General features: G+C 74.0%; 10 protein-coding genes and 2 pseudogenes. 6 read left to right on the top strand and 6 right to left on the bottom strand.

What is annotated here, in order from left to right; translation table 11 throughout:
- Positions 1 to 79: 79 nt before the first annotated feature.
- The gene (locus ABZ493_RS21055; protein ID WP_430584064.1) at positions 80 to 196 is read left to right on the top strand and encodes a hypothetical protein; all 117 of its coding nucleotides are present in this window, start codon (positions 80 to 82) and stop codon (positions 194 to 196) included.
- On the opposite strand, the pseudogene ABZ493_RS21050 reads toward ABZ493_RS21055, so the two are convergent.
- The 6 genes and pseudogenes from ABZ493_RS21050 to ABZ493_RS21025 all read right to left on the bottom strand — a co-directional run.
- Positions 190 to 411, bottom strand: a pseudogene (locus ABZ493_RS21050) (hypothetical protein); the annotation flags it as partial. The gene ABZ493_RS21055 and the pseudogene ABZ493_RS21050 overlap by 7 nt on opposite strands.
- A gap of 88 nt (positions 412 to 499) precedes the next feature.
- Positions 500 to 1,729, bottom strand: a complete 1,230-nt coding sequence (locus ABZ493_RS21045) for an MFS transporter (protein ID WP_430584063.1) — start codon at positions 1,727 to 1,729, stop codon at positions 500 to 502.
- Between the two features lie 43 nt (positions 1,730 to 1,772).
- Positions 1,773 to 2,534, bottom strand: coding sequence for a respiratory nitrate reductase subunit gamma (gene narI / locus ABZ493_RS21040; protein ID WP_430584062.1), 762 nt, complete (start codon positions 2,532 to 2,534; stop codon positions 1,773 to 1,775).
- Positions 2,525 to 3,268, bottom strand: a complete 744-nt coding sequence (gene narJ, locus ABZ493_RS21035; protein ID WP_430584061.1) for a nitrate reductase molybdenum cofactor assembly chaperone — start codon at positions 3,266 to 3,268, stop codon at positions 2,525 to 2,527. The genes narI and narJ overlap by 10 nt, the downstream gene beginning before the upstream one ends.
- Positions 3,265 to 4,950 carry a nitrate reductase subunit beta gene (gene narH / locus ABZ493_RS21030; RefSeq protein WP_430584060.1) on the bottom strand — a complete coding sequence of 562 codons (1,686 nt, stop codon included), beginning with the start codon at positions 4,948 to 4,950 and terminating at the stop codon, positions 3,265 to 3,267. Before narH ends, narJ begins: the two co-directional genes overlap by 4 nt.
- Positions 4,947 to 8,807, bottom strand: a complete 3,861-nt coding sequence (locus tag ABZ493_RS21025) for a nitrate reductase subunit alpha (protein ID WP_430584059.1) — start codon at positions 8,805 to 8,807, stop codon at positions 4,947 to 4,949. The genes narH and ABZ493_RS21025 overlap by 4 nt, the downstream gene beginning before the upstream one ends.
- 255 nt (positions 8,808 to 9,062) lie before the next feature.
- Between ABZ493_RS21025 and ABZ493_RS21020 the strand changes: the two genes are divergently transcribed.
- The 5 genes and pseudogenes from ABZ493_RS21020 to ABZ493_RS21000 all read left to right on the top strand — a co-directional run.
- Positions 9,063 to 10,418, top strand: coding sequence for an MFS transporter (locus tag ABZ493_RS21020; RefSeq protein ID WP_430584058.1), 1,356 nt, complete (start codon positions 9,063 to 9,065; stop codon positions 10,416 to 10,418).
- Positions 10,419 to 10,474: 56 nt separating this feature from the next.
- Positions 10,475 to 12,670 (top strand): molybdopterin oxidoreductase family protein, encoded by a 2,196-nt coding sequence (locus ABZ493_RS21015; RefSeq protein ID WP_430584057.1) that lies wholly within the window; start codon positions 10,475 to 10,477, stop codon positions 12,668 to 12,670.
- Positions 12,667 to 14,337 carry an FAD-dependent oxidoreductase gene (locus ABZ493_RS21010; RefSeq protein WP_430584056.1) on the top strand — a complete coding sequence of 557 codons (1,671 nt, stop codon included), beginning with the start codon at positions 12,667 to 12,669 and terminating at the stop codon, positions 14,335 to 14,337. The genes ABZ493_RS21015 and ABZ493_RS21010 overlap by 4 nt, the downstream gene beginning before the upstream one ends.
- Positions 14,338 to 14,346: 9 nt before the next feature.
- Entirely contained in the window at positions 14,347 to 14,766 is a 420-nt protein-coding gene (locus ABZ493_RS21005) for an HIT domain-containing protein (protein WP_430584055.1), read from the top strand.
- Between the two features lie 85 nt (positions 14,767 to 14,851).
- A pseudogene (locus ABZ493_RS21000) lies at positions 14,852 to 15,276 on the top strand (hypothetical protein); the annotation flags it as partial.

Raw genomic sequence — 15,276 nt, 5'->3', positions numbered from 1 at the left:
GCGCGATTTCGGGGACTATCCGCGCGCGGATAGTCCCCGAAATCGCGCCCACAACACGGTCGGGGTCGCGGTGCGGATCATGACCGGCGCGCCGGTGCCCGCGTGGGCGGACGCCATCGTGCCGGTGGAGCGCACGTCGACGGGCAGGGTCACGGGGGAGCCGTCGGCCGGGAGGTCGGCGAGGCGCACGGCGTAGCCGTCCATCGCCGCGGCGTCGAACGGCGGCACGAGCGCGACGGCGTGCACGTCGGCGCCGAGCACGCGGCCGGGGCCCTCGGCGGCGAGCTGCGCCAGGCCGACGTCGACCGCGGGCAGCGGCGCGACCCGCGCCAGCACGGCGGCGACGTGCTCGGCCGTGCTGCGTGTCGAGCTGCGTGTCGAGCTGCGGGCCGTGCTGCGCGGCGTGCTCATGGGGCCACGCTAGGCCGACGACGTGTCGCCCGTGCGGCACGCGCCTCACGACCGACCGCGCCCGGGGGTGAGGCGGCGGGGAGCGCGGTCATCCGGCGTTCGCCCGCACGCGCTTGCGCACCGGGCCGAGCGTGAAAAGCAGGGTGAGCAGCGCCGTCAGCGCGAGCAGGCCGAACCCGATGCCGTAGTCGCCCTGCGCGCCGTACACGGCGCCCATGATGAGCGGCGGGATGAAGCCGCCGAGGCCGCCCGCGGCGCCGACGACGCCGGTCACGGCGCCCACGGTCCCGGGCGGGGCCATCTTCGCCACGAGGGCGAAGGTCGCGCCCGACGACCCGCCGAGCGCCGCCGCCATCGCGAGGAACGCGATTGTGGCCACGGGGATCAGGGCGGGCTGGAAGATGATCACGGCGGCCCCGACCGTCACGATCGCGTAGCACACCAGGTTCACCGCGACGCCGCCCACCTTGTCCGACAGGGTGCCGCCGAGGGGCCGACAGACCACCGCGAGCACCACGAAGCCGGCGGTGCGGAACGACGCGTCGCTGGCGCTGAGGTCGTACGCGTTCTGCAGGAAGGTCGGCAGGTACACGGAGAACGCGACGAAGCCCCCGAAGCCGATCGCGTACAGCCAGGACAGCTGCAGCGTGGCGGGGATCTTCAGCGTCGCCCAGGTGCGGGCCCACATGCCGCCGCCGGAGCCGGGCGTCCAGGCCGGGGAGTCCTGCAGCAGGGCCCGGGAGGCGAGGGCGAAGACCGCCAGGAACACCGCCACGATGACGAACGGGGCTCCGTCGCCCCACGCGTCGCGGATCGGCACGGTGGAGAACGACGCGATCGCGGTGCCGCCCATGCCGGCGCCGAAGATGCCGATCGCGGTGCCGCGCCGGGCCGGCGGGTACCAGTTGTTGACGAACGGGACGCCGATGGCGAACGTCGTGCCGCCGAGGCCGAGGAAGAACCCGCCGATCAGCAGCCACACCAGGCTGTTCGCGACGAACCCGATGAACAGCACGGGGATGATCGTCAGCGCGCTGCACAGCGGGAACATCACCTTGGCGCCGAACCGGTCCGTGAGCGCCCCGATCGGGATGCGGCCGAGCGACCCGACGATCACGGGGATCGCGACGAGCACCGACACCTCGAAGTCGGACAGGTCGTACAGCTCGCCGTAGCTCTTGCCCAGCGGGCTGAGCAGCGCCCACGCCCAGAAGCAGATCGCGAAGCCGATCGTGGCGAGGGTGAGCTGGGTGACGTTGCCCTGCACGGCCGGGGCGGCCGGCGCGTCGGCCGGTCCGGGGGTGGCTGCCGAGGTCATGGTTCCTCCAGTCGTGACGGACGGTCGTGACGGACGGTCGGGATCAGCGGGGCGGCGTCGTCGTCGGGTCCCACCCGGGCCGCGGCGCCCGCGAGGACACGGACGCTTCGCGGGAGCGGTAGACCACGTAGGGCCGGAACGGGTACTGCACGGGGGCGGAGAACGCGTGCACCAGCCGCGTGAAGGGCCACAGCGCGAACAGCAGCATCGCCGCGACGATGTGCACCTGGAACGCGGCGGGCACGCCCTCCATGAGCGCCGGCTGCGGCTGGAGGTACCAGAGCGACCGGAACCAGGGCGAGATCGTCTCCCGGTAGTCGTACCCGTGGCCGCCCGCGAGGATCTGCGTCTGCACGGTGGCCCAGGCCCCCGACAGCAGGGACGCGGCGAGGAACACGTACATGGTCTTGTCCATGCGCGTGGTCGCGAGGAAGACCGGCCCGGTGGACCGGCGCCGGTAGATGAGGATGAGCAGGCCGGCGACCGCCACGAGAGCGGCGATGGAGCCCATCGACGTCGCGATGAAGTGGTAGAACCCTTCGCTGACGCCGACGGCCTCGGTCCAGGTGTTGGGGATCACGAGCCCGAGGAAGTGGCCGAGCACGACGAACAGCAGCCCGAAGTGGAACAGCGGCGAGCCCCAGCGCAGCAGCCGCTTCTCGTAGAGCTCGCTGGAGCGGGTGGTCCAGCCGAACTTGTCGTACCGGTACCGCCAGATGGACCCCACGACCAGGATGGCGAAGGTCACGTAGGGCAGCACGACCCACAGGATGATCTTGTCGGCGGAGGCGTCCGTCAGGCCCATGGCAGGTCCTTCCCCTCGTTCCCGTACCCGGCGTCCCCGTCGCCCGCCCCGTACCCGCTCAGGCCCACCAGCTCCGCCGGCGGGCCTGCGGCGACCAGGTCGGCGACGCGCTCGGCGGTGGCGGCGTCGACGGGCGGCAGGGTCAGGCTCACGGCCTCGACCGCCGCCGTCCAGGGCGAGCGCTGCGCGGCGAGCGCCGAGCGCAGCACCTCGATCCCGTCCCGATGGGCCGTGAGCAGCGCGCCGGCGATCCGGGCGCCGTCGGGCCCGCCGCGGGCGGACAGCTCCAGGACGGTGGGCAGGTAGTCGGGCAGCTCGTCGCCGGTGGTCTCGAACCCGGCGGCGCGGTACGCCTCGACGAACCGCACGAGGGCGGCGCCGCGCTTCCGGGTGTCGCCCGCCGCGTAGTACGACAGGTACATGGCGCAGCGACGCTTGAGGTCGAACGTCGCGACGTACCGGGCCTGCAGCGCGGCGACGCCGTCCGGTCCGTCGACGTCGAGCAGCGTCGTCGCGAGCCCGCCGAGGCGGTCCCGGACCGGAGCGGGCAGGTGCGCGACGGCGTCGCGCACGGTGGGCGCGGCGGCGAGCGTCGTGTCGTCGGGGTAGGCGAGCAGCACGGAGGCGGCCATGTGCGCGACGGCGCGGTCGCCGTCACCCAGCGGCACCGGCGCGAGCGGGTCGAGCCGCTTGGCGCGCACGCCCGGCCTCGGCAGGAAGGCGAGGCGGCTCACGACCGACCCTCCTCGGCGCCGGGCCCGCCGTCGTCGGCCCCGTCGTCCCCCGGCGGGAACAGACCCGTCGGCCGGCCGTTGCCGTCCCAGTTGAGCAGGTTGACGCGCCCGGGCGTGGAGGGCCCGTACGGGGAGTCCGCCGTCTGGCGGGCGGCGAGCGCGTGGAAGTTCTCCACCGCGACCGGGGTGGGCTGGCCGGACGACGAGCCGAACGGGCCCGCCCCGCCCATGCCCGGCCCGCCCTCGAAGTCCAGGGAGCAGGCCATCTCCTCCAGCTCGCGCGCCACCTCGGTGTGCGCGGTGGGGATGACGTACCGCTCCTCGTACTTCGCGATGGCGAGCAGCCGGTACATCTCCTGCACCTGGTCGCCGGTCATGCCGACGGCGGTCGCGTTCTCCTCGGGGAACTCGCGCCCGAGGTTCACCTCGCGCATGCCCGACCGCATCGCGGCGAGCCGGCGCAGCACCCGCTCGACGGGCCCGGTGTCGCCCGCGGTGAACAGGCCGGCGAGGTACTCCAGCGGGATACGCAGCTGCGAGATGGCGGCGAACAGGGTGCGCCCGTCCTCGCCGTCGTTGCCGGAGCTGGCCACGACGTCGACCACGGGGGACAGCGGCGGGATGTACCAGACCATGGGCAGCGTCCGGTACTCCGGGTGCAGGGGGAGCGCGACCTCGTACTCCGAGATGAGCTTCCAGATCGGCGAGCGCTGCGCGGCGGTGATCCAGTCGTCCGGGATACCCTCGCGGCGCGCGGCGGCGACCACCTCGGGGTCGTGCGGGTCGAGGAACACCGACCGCTGCGCGGCGAAGAGGTCCGTCTCGTCCTCGGTCGCGGCGGCCGCGCCGACCTTGTCGGCGTCGTACAGGACGAGGCCGAGGTAGCGCAGGCGGCCGACGCAGGTCTCGGAGCAGACGGTGGGCAGGCCCACCTCGAGGCGCGGGTAGCACAGCGTGCACTTCTCGGCCTTGCCGGTCTTGTGGTTGAAGTAGACCTTCTTGTACGGGCAGCCGGTGACGCACATGCGCCAGCCGCGGCACTGGTCCTGGTCCACGAGCACGATGCCGTCCTCGACCCGCTTGTACATCGCGCCCGACGGGCAGGAGGCGACGCACGACGGGTTGAGGCAGTGCTCGCAGATGCGCGGCAGGTAGAACATGAACGTCTGCTCGAGCTCCTCGGCGACGTGCTCGCTCATGTGCTTGAGGATCGGGTCGTCCTGCATGGTCGCGGTGGAGCCGCCGAGGTCGTCGTCCCAGTTCGCCGACCACTGGATCGACATGTCGTCGCCGGTGAGCAGCGACTTCGGCTTCGCGACCGGCGTGTGCTCGCCCTGCGGGGCGCTGAGCAGCATGTCGTACTCGTACGTCCACGGCTCGTAGTAGTCGTGGATCGAGGGCAGCTTCGGGTTCGCGAAGATCGACGCGAGCTTCTTGGCCCGCCCGCCGGCGCGCAGCTTGAGCTTGCCGCGCTTGGTGCGCACCCAGCCGCCCTGCCACGTGTCCTGGTCCTCGTACGTGCGCGGGTAGCCGAGGCCGGGGCGGGTCTCGACGTTGTTGAACCACACGTACTCGGTGCCGGTGCGGTTCGTCCACGCCTGCTTGCACGTGACCGAGCAGGTGTGGCACCCGATGCACTTGTCGAGGTTCATCACCATCGACATCTGGGCCATGACCTTCACGAGTACCGCACCTCCTGGCTGCGACGCCGGATGACCGTGACCTCGTCCCGCTGGTTGCCCGTGGGGCCGAGGTAGTTGAACGCGTAGGTGAGCTGCCCGTAGCCGCCCGCGAGGTGCGTGGGTTTGAGCAGGATCCGGGTCAGGGAGTTGTGGATGCCTCCGCGCCGGCCGGACGTCTCGGCCAGCGGCACGTCCACCGTGCGGTCCGTGGCGTGGTGCATGTACACCGTGCCCTCGGGCATGCGGTGGGAGACGACGGCGCGCGCGACGACGACGCCGTTGCGGTTCACCGCCTCGATCCACTCGTTGTCCTTGACGCCGATCTTCGCGGCGTCCTGCGGGCTCATCCAGACGTTCGGGCCGCCGCGCGACAGCGACAGCATGAACAGGTTGTCCTGGTACTCCGAGTGGATGGACCACTTGGAGTGCGGCGTCAGGTAGCGCACGGCCACGGCGGCGTGCCCCGTGCCGCTTCCGTCGGCGCGCCCGTCGTCGAACGCGCCGGGCGTGGGCGAGTCGCCGAACAGGCGGTGCAGGTCCAGCGGTGGCCGGTAGACGGGCAGCTGCTCGCCCAGCTCGATCATCCAGTCGTGGTCGAGGTAGAAGTGCTGGCGGCCGGTGAGCGTGTGCCACGGCTTGAGCCGCTCCACGTTCACCGCGAACGCCGTGTACCGGCGCCCGCCGTGCTCCGACCCGGACCATTCCGGGGAGGTGATGACCGTCGTCGGGCGCGACTGCACGTCCGGGAAGGTGACCCGCTTGGCCTGGTCGTCGGCCGCCAGGTCCGCCAGCCGCTGCCCGGTGCGCTTCTCCAGGTGCTCGAAACCCTGCACCGCCAGGCGGCCGTTCGTGGTGCCGGACAGGGCCAGGATCGTCTCGCACGCGTGGGTGTCGCGGTCCAGGCGCGGGCGCCCGGCCGCGGGGCCGGACGTCACCAGGCCGTTGACCTGCCCGAGCTTGCGCACCTCCTCGTCCGGCATGAACGCGACGCCCTTGGTCGCCATGCCCTTCGAGTCCGTGAGGGGCCCGAGCGCGGCCATGCGCGCCGCGAACGCCGGGTAGTCGCGCTGCACCACCTGCAGGCGCGGCATCGTCACTCCCGGCACGAGCTCGCGCTCCGTGACGGGCACGCCCGCGTCGGTCAGCGTGCCGTGCGGCACCGCGAGCTCGTCGGGGGAGTCGTGCAGCAGCGGCGTGGCGACCAGGTCCTCGCGCACGCCCAGGTGCTCCACGGACAGCTCGGAGACCCGCCGCGCCAGCGTGTGGAACGTGTCGAAGTCGGTCTTGGTCTGCCACGGCGGGTTGATCGCCGGGTTGAACGAGTGCACGAACGGGTGCATGTCCGTGCTCGACAGGTCGTGCTTCTCGTACCAGGTGGCCGCCGGCAGCACGACGTCGGAGAACAGCGTGGTGCTCGTCATGCGGAAGTCCATCGTGACCAGCAGGTCGAGCTTGCCGCGCGGCGCCTCGTCGTGCCAGGTCATCGACGCGGGACGGCGGCCCTCGGGCGCCTCGTCGGCCAGCACGGAGGCGTCCGTGCCGAGCAGGTGCTTGAGGAAGTACTCGTTGCCCTTGCCGGAGGAGCCGAGGATGTTGGCCCGCCAGATCGTCAGCACCCGGGGGAAGTTCGCGGGGTCGTCGGGGTCCTCGCAGGCGAACTTGAGCGTCCCCTTCTTCAGCTCGTCCACGACGTGCCGCTCCGGCTCCTTGCCCGCGGCGCGCGCCTCGTCCACGAGGTCCAGGGGGTTGCGGTCGAACGTCGGGTAGCTCGGCATCCAGCCGCGCTGCGCCGACTCCACCAGGGAGTCCGCCGTCGTGCGGCCCGCCAGGACCCCGGGAGCGAGCGGGGAGGCGAGCGCGTCGGCGGGCATCCCGTCGTAGCGCCACTGGTCCGTGGCGAGGTAGAACCAGCCGGTGCCGATCATCTGGCGCGGCGGGCGCGCCCAGTCCAGACCGCCCGCGTACTGTGCCCAGCCGGTGATCGGGCGACACTTCTCCTGGCCCACGTAGTGCGCCCAGCCGCCGCCGTTGACGCCTTGGCAGCCGGTGATCGTGGTGAGCGTGAGGAAGGCGCGGTAGATCGTGTCCGAGTGGAACCAGTGGTTCGCGCCCGCGCCCATGATGATCATCGAGCGGCCGCCCGAGTCCTCGGCGTTCTGCGCGAACTCCCGCCCGATCTGGGCGGCGTCCGCCGCCCGCACGCCGGTGATCTCCTCCTGCCACGCCGGGGTGCCGGGGGCGGTCGCGTCGTCGTAGCCGGTGGGCCACTCGCCCGGCAGGTCCAGGCCGATGTCCCGAGCCGTGCGCTCGACGCCGTACTGCGCCAGCAGCAGGTCGAAGACCGTGCACACCAAGTGCCCGCCCACGCGCCGGGTCGGCACGCCGCGCGTCAGCACGCCCTTGCCGCCGAGGTGCGCCTGCTGCGCGCCGTCGCCCGCGCCGCCGTCGTCACCGCCGTCGTCACCGTCGGGGACGACGTCGAACCGGGGCAGCAGCACTGCCGCGGTGCCCCGCTCGCCGGGCGCCGCGCCGTCGGCCACCGACAGGAGCGGGTCGACGTCGCCCAGGTCCAGGTTCCACTTCCCCTCGCCGGCCTCGCCGTACCGGTCGGCGAGGGTGCCGTTCGGCGCGACGACGGCGCCGTCGGCGCCCAGCAGCAGCGTCCGGAAGCTCGGGTTCGCCGCCGTCGACGCGCCCGGCAGGACGGCGTCGTCCACGTCCGCGGCCGTGAGGAACTTGCCCGGCACGTACGCGCCGTCCTTCTCGTCCAGCCGCACGAGGAAGGGGGCGTCCGCGTACTTCTTGAGGTAGTCGACGAACGGCGCGGTGCGCTTCTCGACGAGGAACTCGCGCAGGATCACGTGCCCCATCGCCATCGCCAGCGCGCCGTCGGTGCCCGGCTGCGGCGCCAGCCACTGGTCGGCGAACTTCGTGTTGTCGGCGTAGTCCGGCGAGACCGACACGACCTTGGTACCGCGGTAGCGCGCCTCGGCCATGAAGTGCGCGTCCGGGGTGCGGGTCACGGGGATGTTGGAGCCCCACATGATCAGGTAGGAGGAGTTCCACCAGTCCGCGGACTCCGGCACGTCCGTCTGGTCGCCGAACACCTGCGGGGAGGCGACCGGCAGGTCCGCGTACCAGTCGTAGAACGACAGCATCGTGCCGCCCAGCATCTGCACGAACCGCGCCCCGACGCCGTGCGACACCATCGACATCGCCGGGATCGGGGAGAAGCCCGCGACGCGGTCCGGGCCGTGCGCCTTGATCGTGTGCACGTGCGCCGCCGCGACGATCTCCGCCGCCTCGTCCCACGTGGCCCGCACCAGGCCGCCCTTGCCGCGCGCGCTCTTGTACGCCCGCGCCGTCTCCGGGTCGGAGGTCAGCCGCTCCCACGCGAGCACCGGGTCGCCGCCGACCGCGGCCTTCGCCTCGCGGTACGCCCGCAGCAGGACGCCGCGCACGTAGGGGTAGCGCACCCGGGTGGGGGAGTAGGTGTACCAGGAGAACGCGGCGCCGCGGGGGCAGCCGCGCGGCTCGTACTCCGGGGAGTCCGGGCCCACCGACGGGTAGTCCGTCTGCTGGGTCTCCCACGTGATGATGCCGTCCTTGACGTACACCTTCCACGAGCAGGACCCCGTGCAGTTCACGCCGTGCGTGGAGCGCACCACCTTGTCGTGCGACCAGCGGTCCCGGTAGAAGACGTCACCCTCGCGGCCGCCCTTGAGGAACAGCTGGCGCAGGTCCTCCGACACGTCCCCCTTGCGCAGGTGCTTGCCGAGCCGCAGCAGGGCGTCGGCCGCGCCGGTCGGCGGCGCCGACCCGACGTCGGCGGTGACGGGCGGGCGGGTGGTCGACATGCGCACTCCTGGGGCTGGGGGACCGTAGAGTCACTGCTTCGCATCATGGGCCCGGACCTGGGGCAGCGCATGTCGAGCCCCCCTGCTCACAGGCCCGCCCGGTCGGCTGTGCGTTCGTGCTCACGCGCATTTCACGGCCCGAGGCCGGGCGTCGAAACACCGCCTTCCTAGCGTCGGACCTGCCGGCCCGACGACGCGCCGGTGGTTCCAGACCACCGCCCGGCGTCGTCGGGCCTGCGCACAGGAGGACACGCGATGGCTGCACCGACCACCGTGGCAACGCCGGCCCGACCCGACGGGCGCCCGGGGGCGATCGACCGCCCGGGCCGCTGGATCGACCGGTGGGAGCCGGAGGACCCGGCGTTCTGGGCCGGCGGCGGACGCCGCGTCGCGCGGCGCAACCTGGTGATCTCGGTGTTCGCCGAGTTCCTCGGGTTCTGCGTGTGGGCGCTCTGGTCGATCGTCGTGCCGCAGCTGCCCGCCGCCGGGTTCACGCTCACCACCGACCAGATGTTCTGGCTCATCGCCGTGCCGTCGCTGGTGGGCGCCACGCTCCGCATCCCGTACACGCTCGCGGTGCCGGTCTTCGGCGGGCGCAACTGGACGATGGTGTCGGCGGGCCTGCTGCTGATCCCGACCCTGACCATGGCGTTCGTGGTCCAGCGGCCGGAGACGTCGTTCGGCGTGATGCTGTTCGTGGCCGCGCTCGCCGGCTTCGGCGGCGGCAACTTCGCCTCCTCGATGGCGAACATCTCGTTCTTCTTCCCTGAGAAGGAGAAGGGCGCGGCCCTCGGCTGGAACGCGGCGGGCGGGAACGTCGGCACGGCGGCCGTGCAGCTCGCGGTGCCGCTGGTGATCACCGCGGGCGCCGGGGTCGCGCTCCAGCGGGCCGGGCTGGTGTTCGTCCCGTTCGTGGTGCTGGCCGTGTTCCTCGCCTGGAGGTTCATGGACAACCTCTCGGCCGCGAAGGCCGACCCGCGCACGTTCGTGGTGGCGGTGAAGGAGCCGCACACCTGGGTCATCTCGTTCCTCTACATCGGCACCTTCGGGTCGTTCATCGGCTTCTCCGGCGCGTTCCCGACGCTGCTCGCGGGCCAGTTCCCCGAGGTGTCGCTCTCCCTGGCGTTCCTCGGCGCGCTCGTGGGGTCGGTCACCCGGCCCCTGGGCGGCATCCTGGCCGACCGGGTGGGAGGTGCCGTCGTGACGGTGTGCTGCTACGCCATGATGATCGTCGGGGCGCTCGGCGCGATCTCCGCGCTCGGTCGCCACAGCTTCGGTCTCTTCTTCGCCTCGTTCCTCGTGCTCTTCGTGGCCACCGGTGTGGGCAACGGGTCGGTCTACCGGATGATCCCGGCCGCCTTCCGGGTGGCGGGCGCCGGCCGCGACCTGGCGGCGACGGCGAAGGCCGCCGCCGGCTGCATCGGCATCGCTGGCGCGGTCGGCGCCTTCGGCGGGTTCCTCATCCCGCGGGGGTTCGCGATGTCGACGTCGATGACGGGCTCGCTGGTGGCTGCGCTGTGGGTGTTCGTCGGGGCGTACGCGGTGATGGCCGTCGTCACCTGGGCGGTGTACGCGCGGCGCGGCACCGCGATGCGGGCGGCGCGCGTATGACGGCGTCGGGGGCCGCGGTCGCGACCCACTGCCCCTACTGCGCGCTGCAGTGCGGCATGGACCTCACGCTCGACGTCGCCGCCCCGGGCGGCCGCGCCGCGCTGCCCGTCACGGTGACGCCGCGGCAGTTCCCCACGAACGGCGGCGGGCTCTGCCAGAAGGGGTGGACCAGCGCGACCGTGCTGCGGGCCCCCGACCGGCTCACGACGCCGCTGGTGCGCGGGGCCGACGGGGTGCTCGTGCCCGCGTCGTGGGACGACGCCCTCGACCTGGTCGCCGGGCGGCTCTCCGCGCTGGCGGCCGAGCACGGCCCTGAGGCCGTGGCGGTGTTCGGCGGCGGCGGGCTGACGAACGAGAAGGCGTACGCCCTCGGCAAGTTCGCCCGCACCGTGCTGCGCACGCCCTTCATCGACTACAACGGCCGGTTCTGCATGTCGTCGGCCGCGGCCGCGGGGAACCGGGCGTTCGGCCTGGACCGGGGGCTGCCGTTCCCGGTGACCGACCTGGCCGGCGCGGACGCGATCCTGCTGCTCGGCTCCAACGTGGCCGAGACGATGCCGCCGTTCGTGCAGCACCTCGCCGGCGCGCGCGCCGCGGGCGGGCTCGTCGTCGTCGACCCGCGTCGGTCGGCCACCGCCCGTCTCGTCGGGCCCGGCGAGGGGGTGCACCTGCAGCCCGTGCCGGGCACCGACCTCGTGGTGCTGCTGGCGCTGCTGCACGTGCTGGTGGCGGAGCGCCTGGTCGACCGGGAGTACGTGGCCGGGCGCACCACGGGGTTCGACGACGTCGCCCGCTCCGCCGCCGCCTGGTGGCCCGAGCGCGCGGAGACGGTGTGCGGCGTCCCGGCGGAGGAGCTGCGCCGGGTGGCGCGGCTGCTGGCCGCGGCGTCGCCGTCGCGCGGGGGCCGCGGGGCCTACGTGCTCACCGGGCGCGGCGTCGAGCAGTCGGCGCAGGGCACCGCCACGGTGACGGCGGCGATCGACCTCGCCCTCGCGCTCGGGCTCGGGGGCCGGGTGGGGTCGGGGTACGGCTGCCTCACCGGCCAGGGCAACGGGCAGGGCGGGCGCGAGCACGGGCAGAAGTGCGACCAGCTGCCCGGCTACCGCAAGATCGACGACCCGGCGGCCCGCGCGCACGTCGCCGGGGTGTGGGGCGTGGACCCGGCGTCGCTGCCCGGCCCGGGGGTGCCCGCCGTCAAGCTGCTGACCTCCCTGGGCACGCCCGGCGGGCCGCGAGCGCTGCTCGTGCACGGCTCGAACGTCGTCGTCTCCGCGCCGAACGCCGACCGCGTGCGAGAGCGCCTGGCCGCGCTCGACCTGCTCGTGGTGTGCGACGTCGTGCCGTCCGAGACTGCGCTGCTCGCCGACGTCGTGCTGCCCACCACCCAGTGGGCCGAGGAGGAGGGCACGATGACGAACCTCGAGGGGCGCGTCATCCGGCGGCGGCGCGCCGTCGACCCGCCGGGCGACGCCCGGTCCGAGCTGTGGATCCTCGCGGAGCTGGCGCATCGCCTGGGCTCCGGCGTCGCGTTCCCGACGGACCCCGCCGTCGTGTTCGACGAGCTGGCGCGCGCGTCGGCGGGCGGCGTCGCCGACTACTCCGGGCTCAGCCACGCCCGCCTCGACGCGCACCACGCCGCCGGCGGCGCGGGGCTGTACTGGCCCTGCCCCGCCACCCCCGACCTGTCAGGACCAGCGCGGGGTATACCCGCCGCACGTCCTGACAGGTCGCCGGGCGAGCACCCCGGGACGCCGCGCGTGTTCCTCGACCGGTTCGCGACGCCGGACGGCCGGGCGCGGATGGTCGCCGTCGACCACGCCGGCCCGTCGGACGACGTGCGCCCCGACGCCCCGACGTACCTCGTCACCGGCCGCGTGCTGCAGCACTACCAGTCCGGCGCGCAGACGCACCGCGTGCCCGAGCTGGAGCGGCTGGTCCCCGAGCCGTACGTCGAGCTGCACCCGCTGCTGGGGCTGCGGGTCGGCGTGCCGGACGGCGGCCGGGCGCGCCTGGTCTCGGCCCGCGGCGTCGTCGAGGCGACGGCCCGCTGGACCGACGCCGTCCGCCCGGACACCGTCTTCATGCCGTTCCACTGGAGCGGCGCCGGCAGCGTCAACCGCCTCACCACCGACGCCGTCGACCCGGTCTCCGCCATGCCCGAGTTCAAGGTCTGCGCGGTGGCGGTGACGCCGGCAGTCCCCGACCCGGCCGCGACGGCCGAGCACGTCGAGACCCTGGAGGTCCTCGCATGAGTCACGACCCGCAGCAGGGGCTGCGCGTGCCGCACCGGGTGGTCGTGATCGGTCACGGCATGGTGGGCGCGCGCCTCGCGGACGAGCTGTCGCGGCGCGACGCCGACGGTGCGCTCGACGTCACGGTGCTCGGCGCGGAGCCGTACGAGCCGTACAACCGGGTGCTGCTGTCGGACGTGGTCGCCGGGCGCACGGACGTGGCGGCGATCGGCATGCCCATGGTCGACGACGGCCGCACCCGCGTGCTGCGGGGCACGGCCGCGGTGGCCGTCGACCGGGACGCCCGCGCGGTGCTGGCCGACGACGGGACCCGCCACCCCTACGACCACCTGGTCCTCGCCACCGGCGCCGCCGCGCGCCTGCCCGACGTGCCCGGCCTCGGCACGGACCCGGAGGCCCTGCCCGCCGGGGTGCACGCGCTGCGCACGCTCGACGACGCCCGCGAGGTGGTCGCCGCGACGGTGAACGCCCCGCGCGCGGTGGTCGTCGGCGGCGGGGTACTGGGCGTGGAGGTGGCTCTCGGGCTGGCCGGGCGGGGGCTGCCCACGACGCTCGTGCACGGCGCGGGCGCCCCGATGGACCGGCAGCTCGACGACCAGGCCGGCGCCGTGCTGCGCGCGGGCCTGGAGGCGGCGGGCGTGGCCGTGCGCACGGGGGTGCGCCCGCAGGAGGTGCTCGTCGTCGGAGGCCGGGCCGTCGGGGTGCGGCTCGACGGCGCCACGACCGAGCCGGGGGAGACGCTCGGCGCGGGCCTGGTCGTCCTCGCGTGCGGCACCGCACCGGAGACGTCGCTGGCCCGACGGTCCGGGCTCGCCGTCGAGCGGGGCGTGGTCGTCGGGCCGGACCTGGCGAGCGTGACCGACGCCCGGGTCTTCGCCGTCGGCGACTGCGCGCAGCCTCCGGAGGGTTCGCGCGGGCTGGTGGCGGAGGGCTGGGACCAGGCGCGGAGGCTCGCCGAGCACCTGGTGACGCTCGCGGCGCGCCCGCGTCCGGAGGCACGGGTCGAGGGCCCGCGCGAGCACCTGCGGCTGCCCGGCGACGGGGCGGGGCCGTCGATGGCGGTGCGCCTCGGCACCCTGCTGTCCACGCGCGCGCCGGGGGCGCGGGCGGGCGGCGTCGACGCCCGGGGCACCGACGTCGTCAAGGTCAAGGCCGGGCCGCTGAGCGTGGTCGCGATGGGCCGCTGCGGCTCCGGCCGCGTCCCGGAACCGGGGGAGCGGGCCGTGCGCCTCGGCGACCCGGCCGCGGGCCGCTTCGTCGAGGCGGTGGTGGCGGGCGGCGTCCTGGTGGGCGCGACGTGCGTGGGCGACGCCCGCGTGGCCGCCGACCTCACCGCCGCCTACACGCGCCGCACGCCCGTGCCCGCCGACCCGGCGTTCCTGCTGCTCACGCCGGTCATGCCGGCCGCCGAGCCGGCGTCCAGCCCCGAGCACATGCCCGACGACGCCACCGTCTGCCGGTGCAACGGCGTCACCAAGCACGACATCGCGGCCTGCGTGGCCGACGGTGCCACGACGAAGGACGACGTCGCCCGCGCCACCCGCGCCACCACCGGCTGCGGCAGCTGCACGGAGGCCGTGTGCGGGCTGGTGGACTGGCTGTCGACCGCGCGGCCGGCGGAGGAGGCGGCGCCCGGCGCGATGACGACGCCCGCCCGTGCTTCGTAGAGTTCGCGCGTGAGCGACGACGCCTGTGTGTTCTGCGAGCTGATCGAGTCCGGGGACGGGGTGTGGGTCGCGCGAGAGGGCCTGGCGGCCGCGTTCCTGACGCTGCCCACGGGGGCGCTCGCGCCCGGTCACACCCTCGTCGTTCCCACGGCGCACTGCGTCGGCGTGCTGGACGCGAGCCCGGAGTCGCTCGCGGCGACGACGGCGCTGGTGCAACGCGTCTCGGTCGCGATGACGAGGGCGCTCGGGGCGACCGGGGTCGTGGTGCTCAACGCGAGCGGTCCGTTCTCGGGACAGACCGTGGGGCACCTCCACTTCCATGTCGTCCCTCGGTGGCCGGACGACGACGCAGAGCTCTGGCCGAGCGACCGGTCGTCTCATGCGCCGATCCCCGATGCGGGCGAGCTGCTGGCCGCCGTCCTTCGGTAGCGGCCGGAGCGGCCGGCCCACCGACCAGGCGATCTCTCGAACGCCTGTTCGAAGGAGTGTCGGTGGTGGCTGGTTGACTTGCTCCATGACGACGCGCCAGCCCACCGCCGCCTCGCGGCTGGATGCTGCGCTGGATCGCGCGTCGGGTGAGCAGGTGGTGGTGAACGCGGCGGCGGGGCGGCGCACGGTCGCGCTGGCCGAGGTGCTCGCGGCGGCACGGGTCGTGCCGGAGTCGATGTTGGACGTGGATGTCGAGCGGGTCGCGTCGGCCTCGGCGGAGCGCCGTGGTTCGGTCGCACGCCGCGCGCTGGTGGCGGAGGTGGCGTGCGCGCTCGGGGTGAGCGAGCACGTCGCGCAGGGGTGGCTCGCGGACGCGGACGTCCTGGCCTCGAAGGCGACCGCGACACTCGACGCCCTGTGCGCGGGGACCATCTCCTACCAGCACGCCGCCAGGCTGGCCGACGCGGTCGCGGACCTGCCCGCCGCGGTGGCCGCCCAGGTTGAGCAGGC

The sequence above is a fragment of the Isoptericola sp. NPDC019482 genome (assembly GCF_040632295.1).
Taxonomy (GTDB): Bacteria; Actinomycetota; Actinomycetes; order Actinomycetales; family Cellulomonadaceae; genus Isoptericola.
The sequence above is the reverse complement of the archived record's forward strand: the minus strand, read 5'-3'. Positions and strand labels throughout refer to the sequence as shown.

What these genes read in the sequence shown, in the direction of transcription:
- ABZ493_RS21010 (WP_430584056.1), top strand. Translation starts at nt 12,667, where the DNA reads ATGAGTCACGACCCGCAGCAGGGGCTGCGCGTGCCGCACCGGGTGGTC.
- ABZ493_RS21015 (WP_430584057.1), top strand. Translation starts at nt 10,475, where the DNA reads ATGGACCTCACGCTCGACGTCGCCGCCCCGGGCGGCCGCGCCGCGCTG.
- ABZ493_RS21020 (WP_430584058.1), top strand. Translation starts at nt 9,063, where the DNA reads ATGGCTGCACCGACCACCGTGGCAACGCCGGCCCGACCCGACGGGCGC.
- ABZ493_RS21045 (WP_430584063.1), bottom strand. Translation starts at nt 1,729, where the DNA reads ATGACCTCGGCAGCCACCCCCGGACCGGCCGACGCGCCGGCCGCCCCG.
- narI (WP_430584062.1), bottom strand. Translation starts at nt 2,534, where the DNA reads ATGGGCCTGACGGACGCCTCCGCCGACAAGATCATCCTGTGGGTCGTG.
- ABZ493_RS21055 (WP_430584064.1), top strand. Translation starts at nt 80, where the DNA reads ATGACCGGCGCGCCGGTGCCCGCGTGGGCGGACGCCATCGTGCCGGTG.
- ABZ493_RS21025 (WP_430584059.1), bottom strand. Translation starts at nt 8,807, where the DNA reads ATGTCGACCACCCGCCCGCCCGTCACCGCCGACGTCGGGTCGGCGCCG.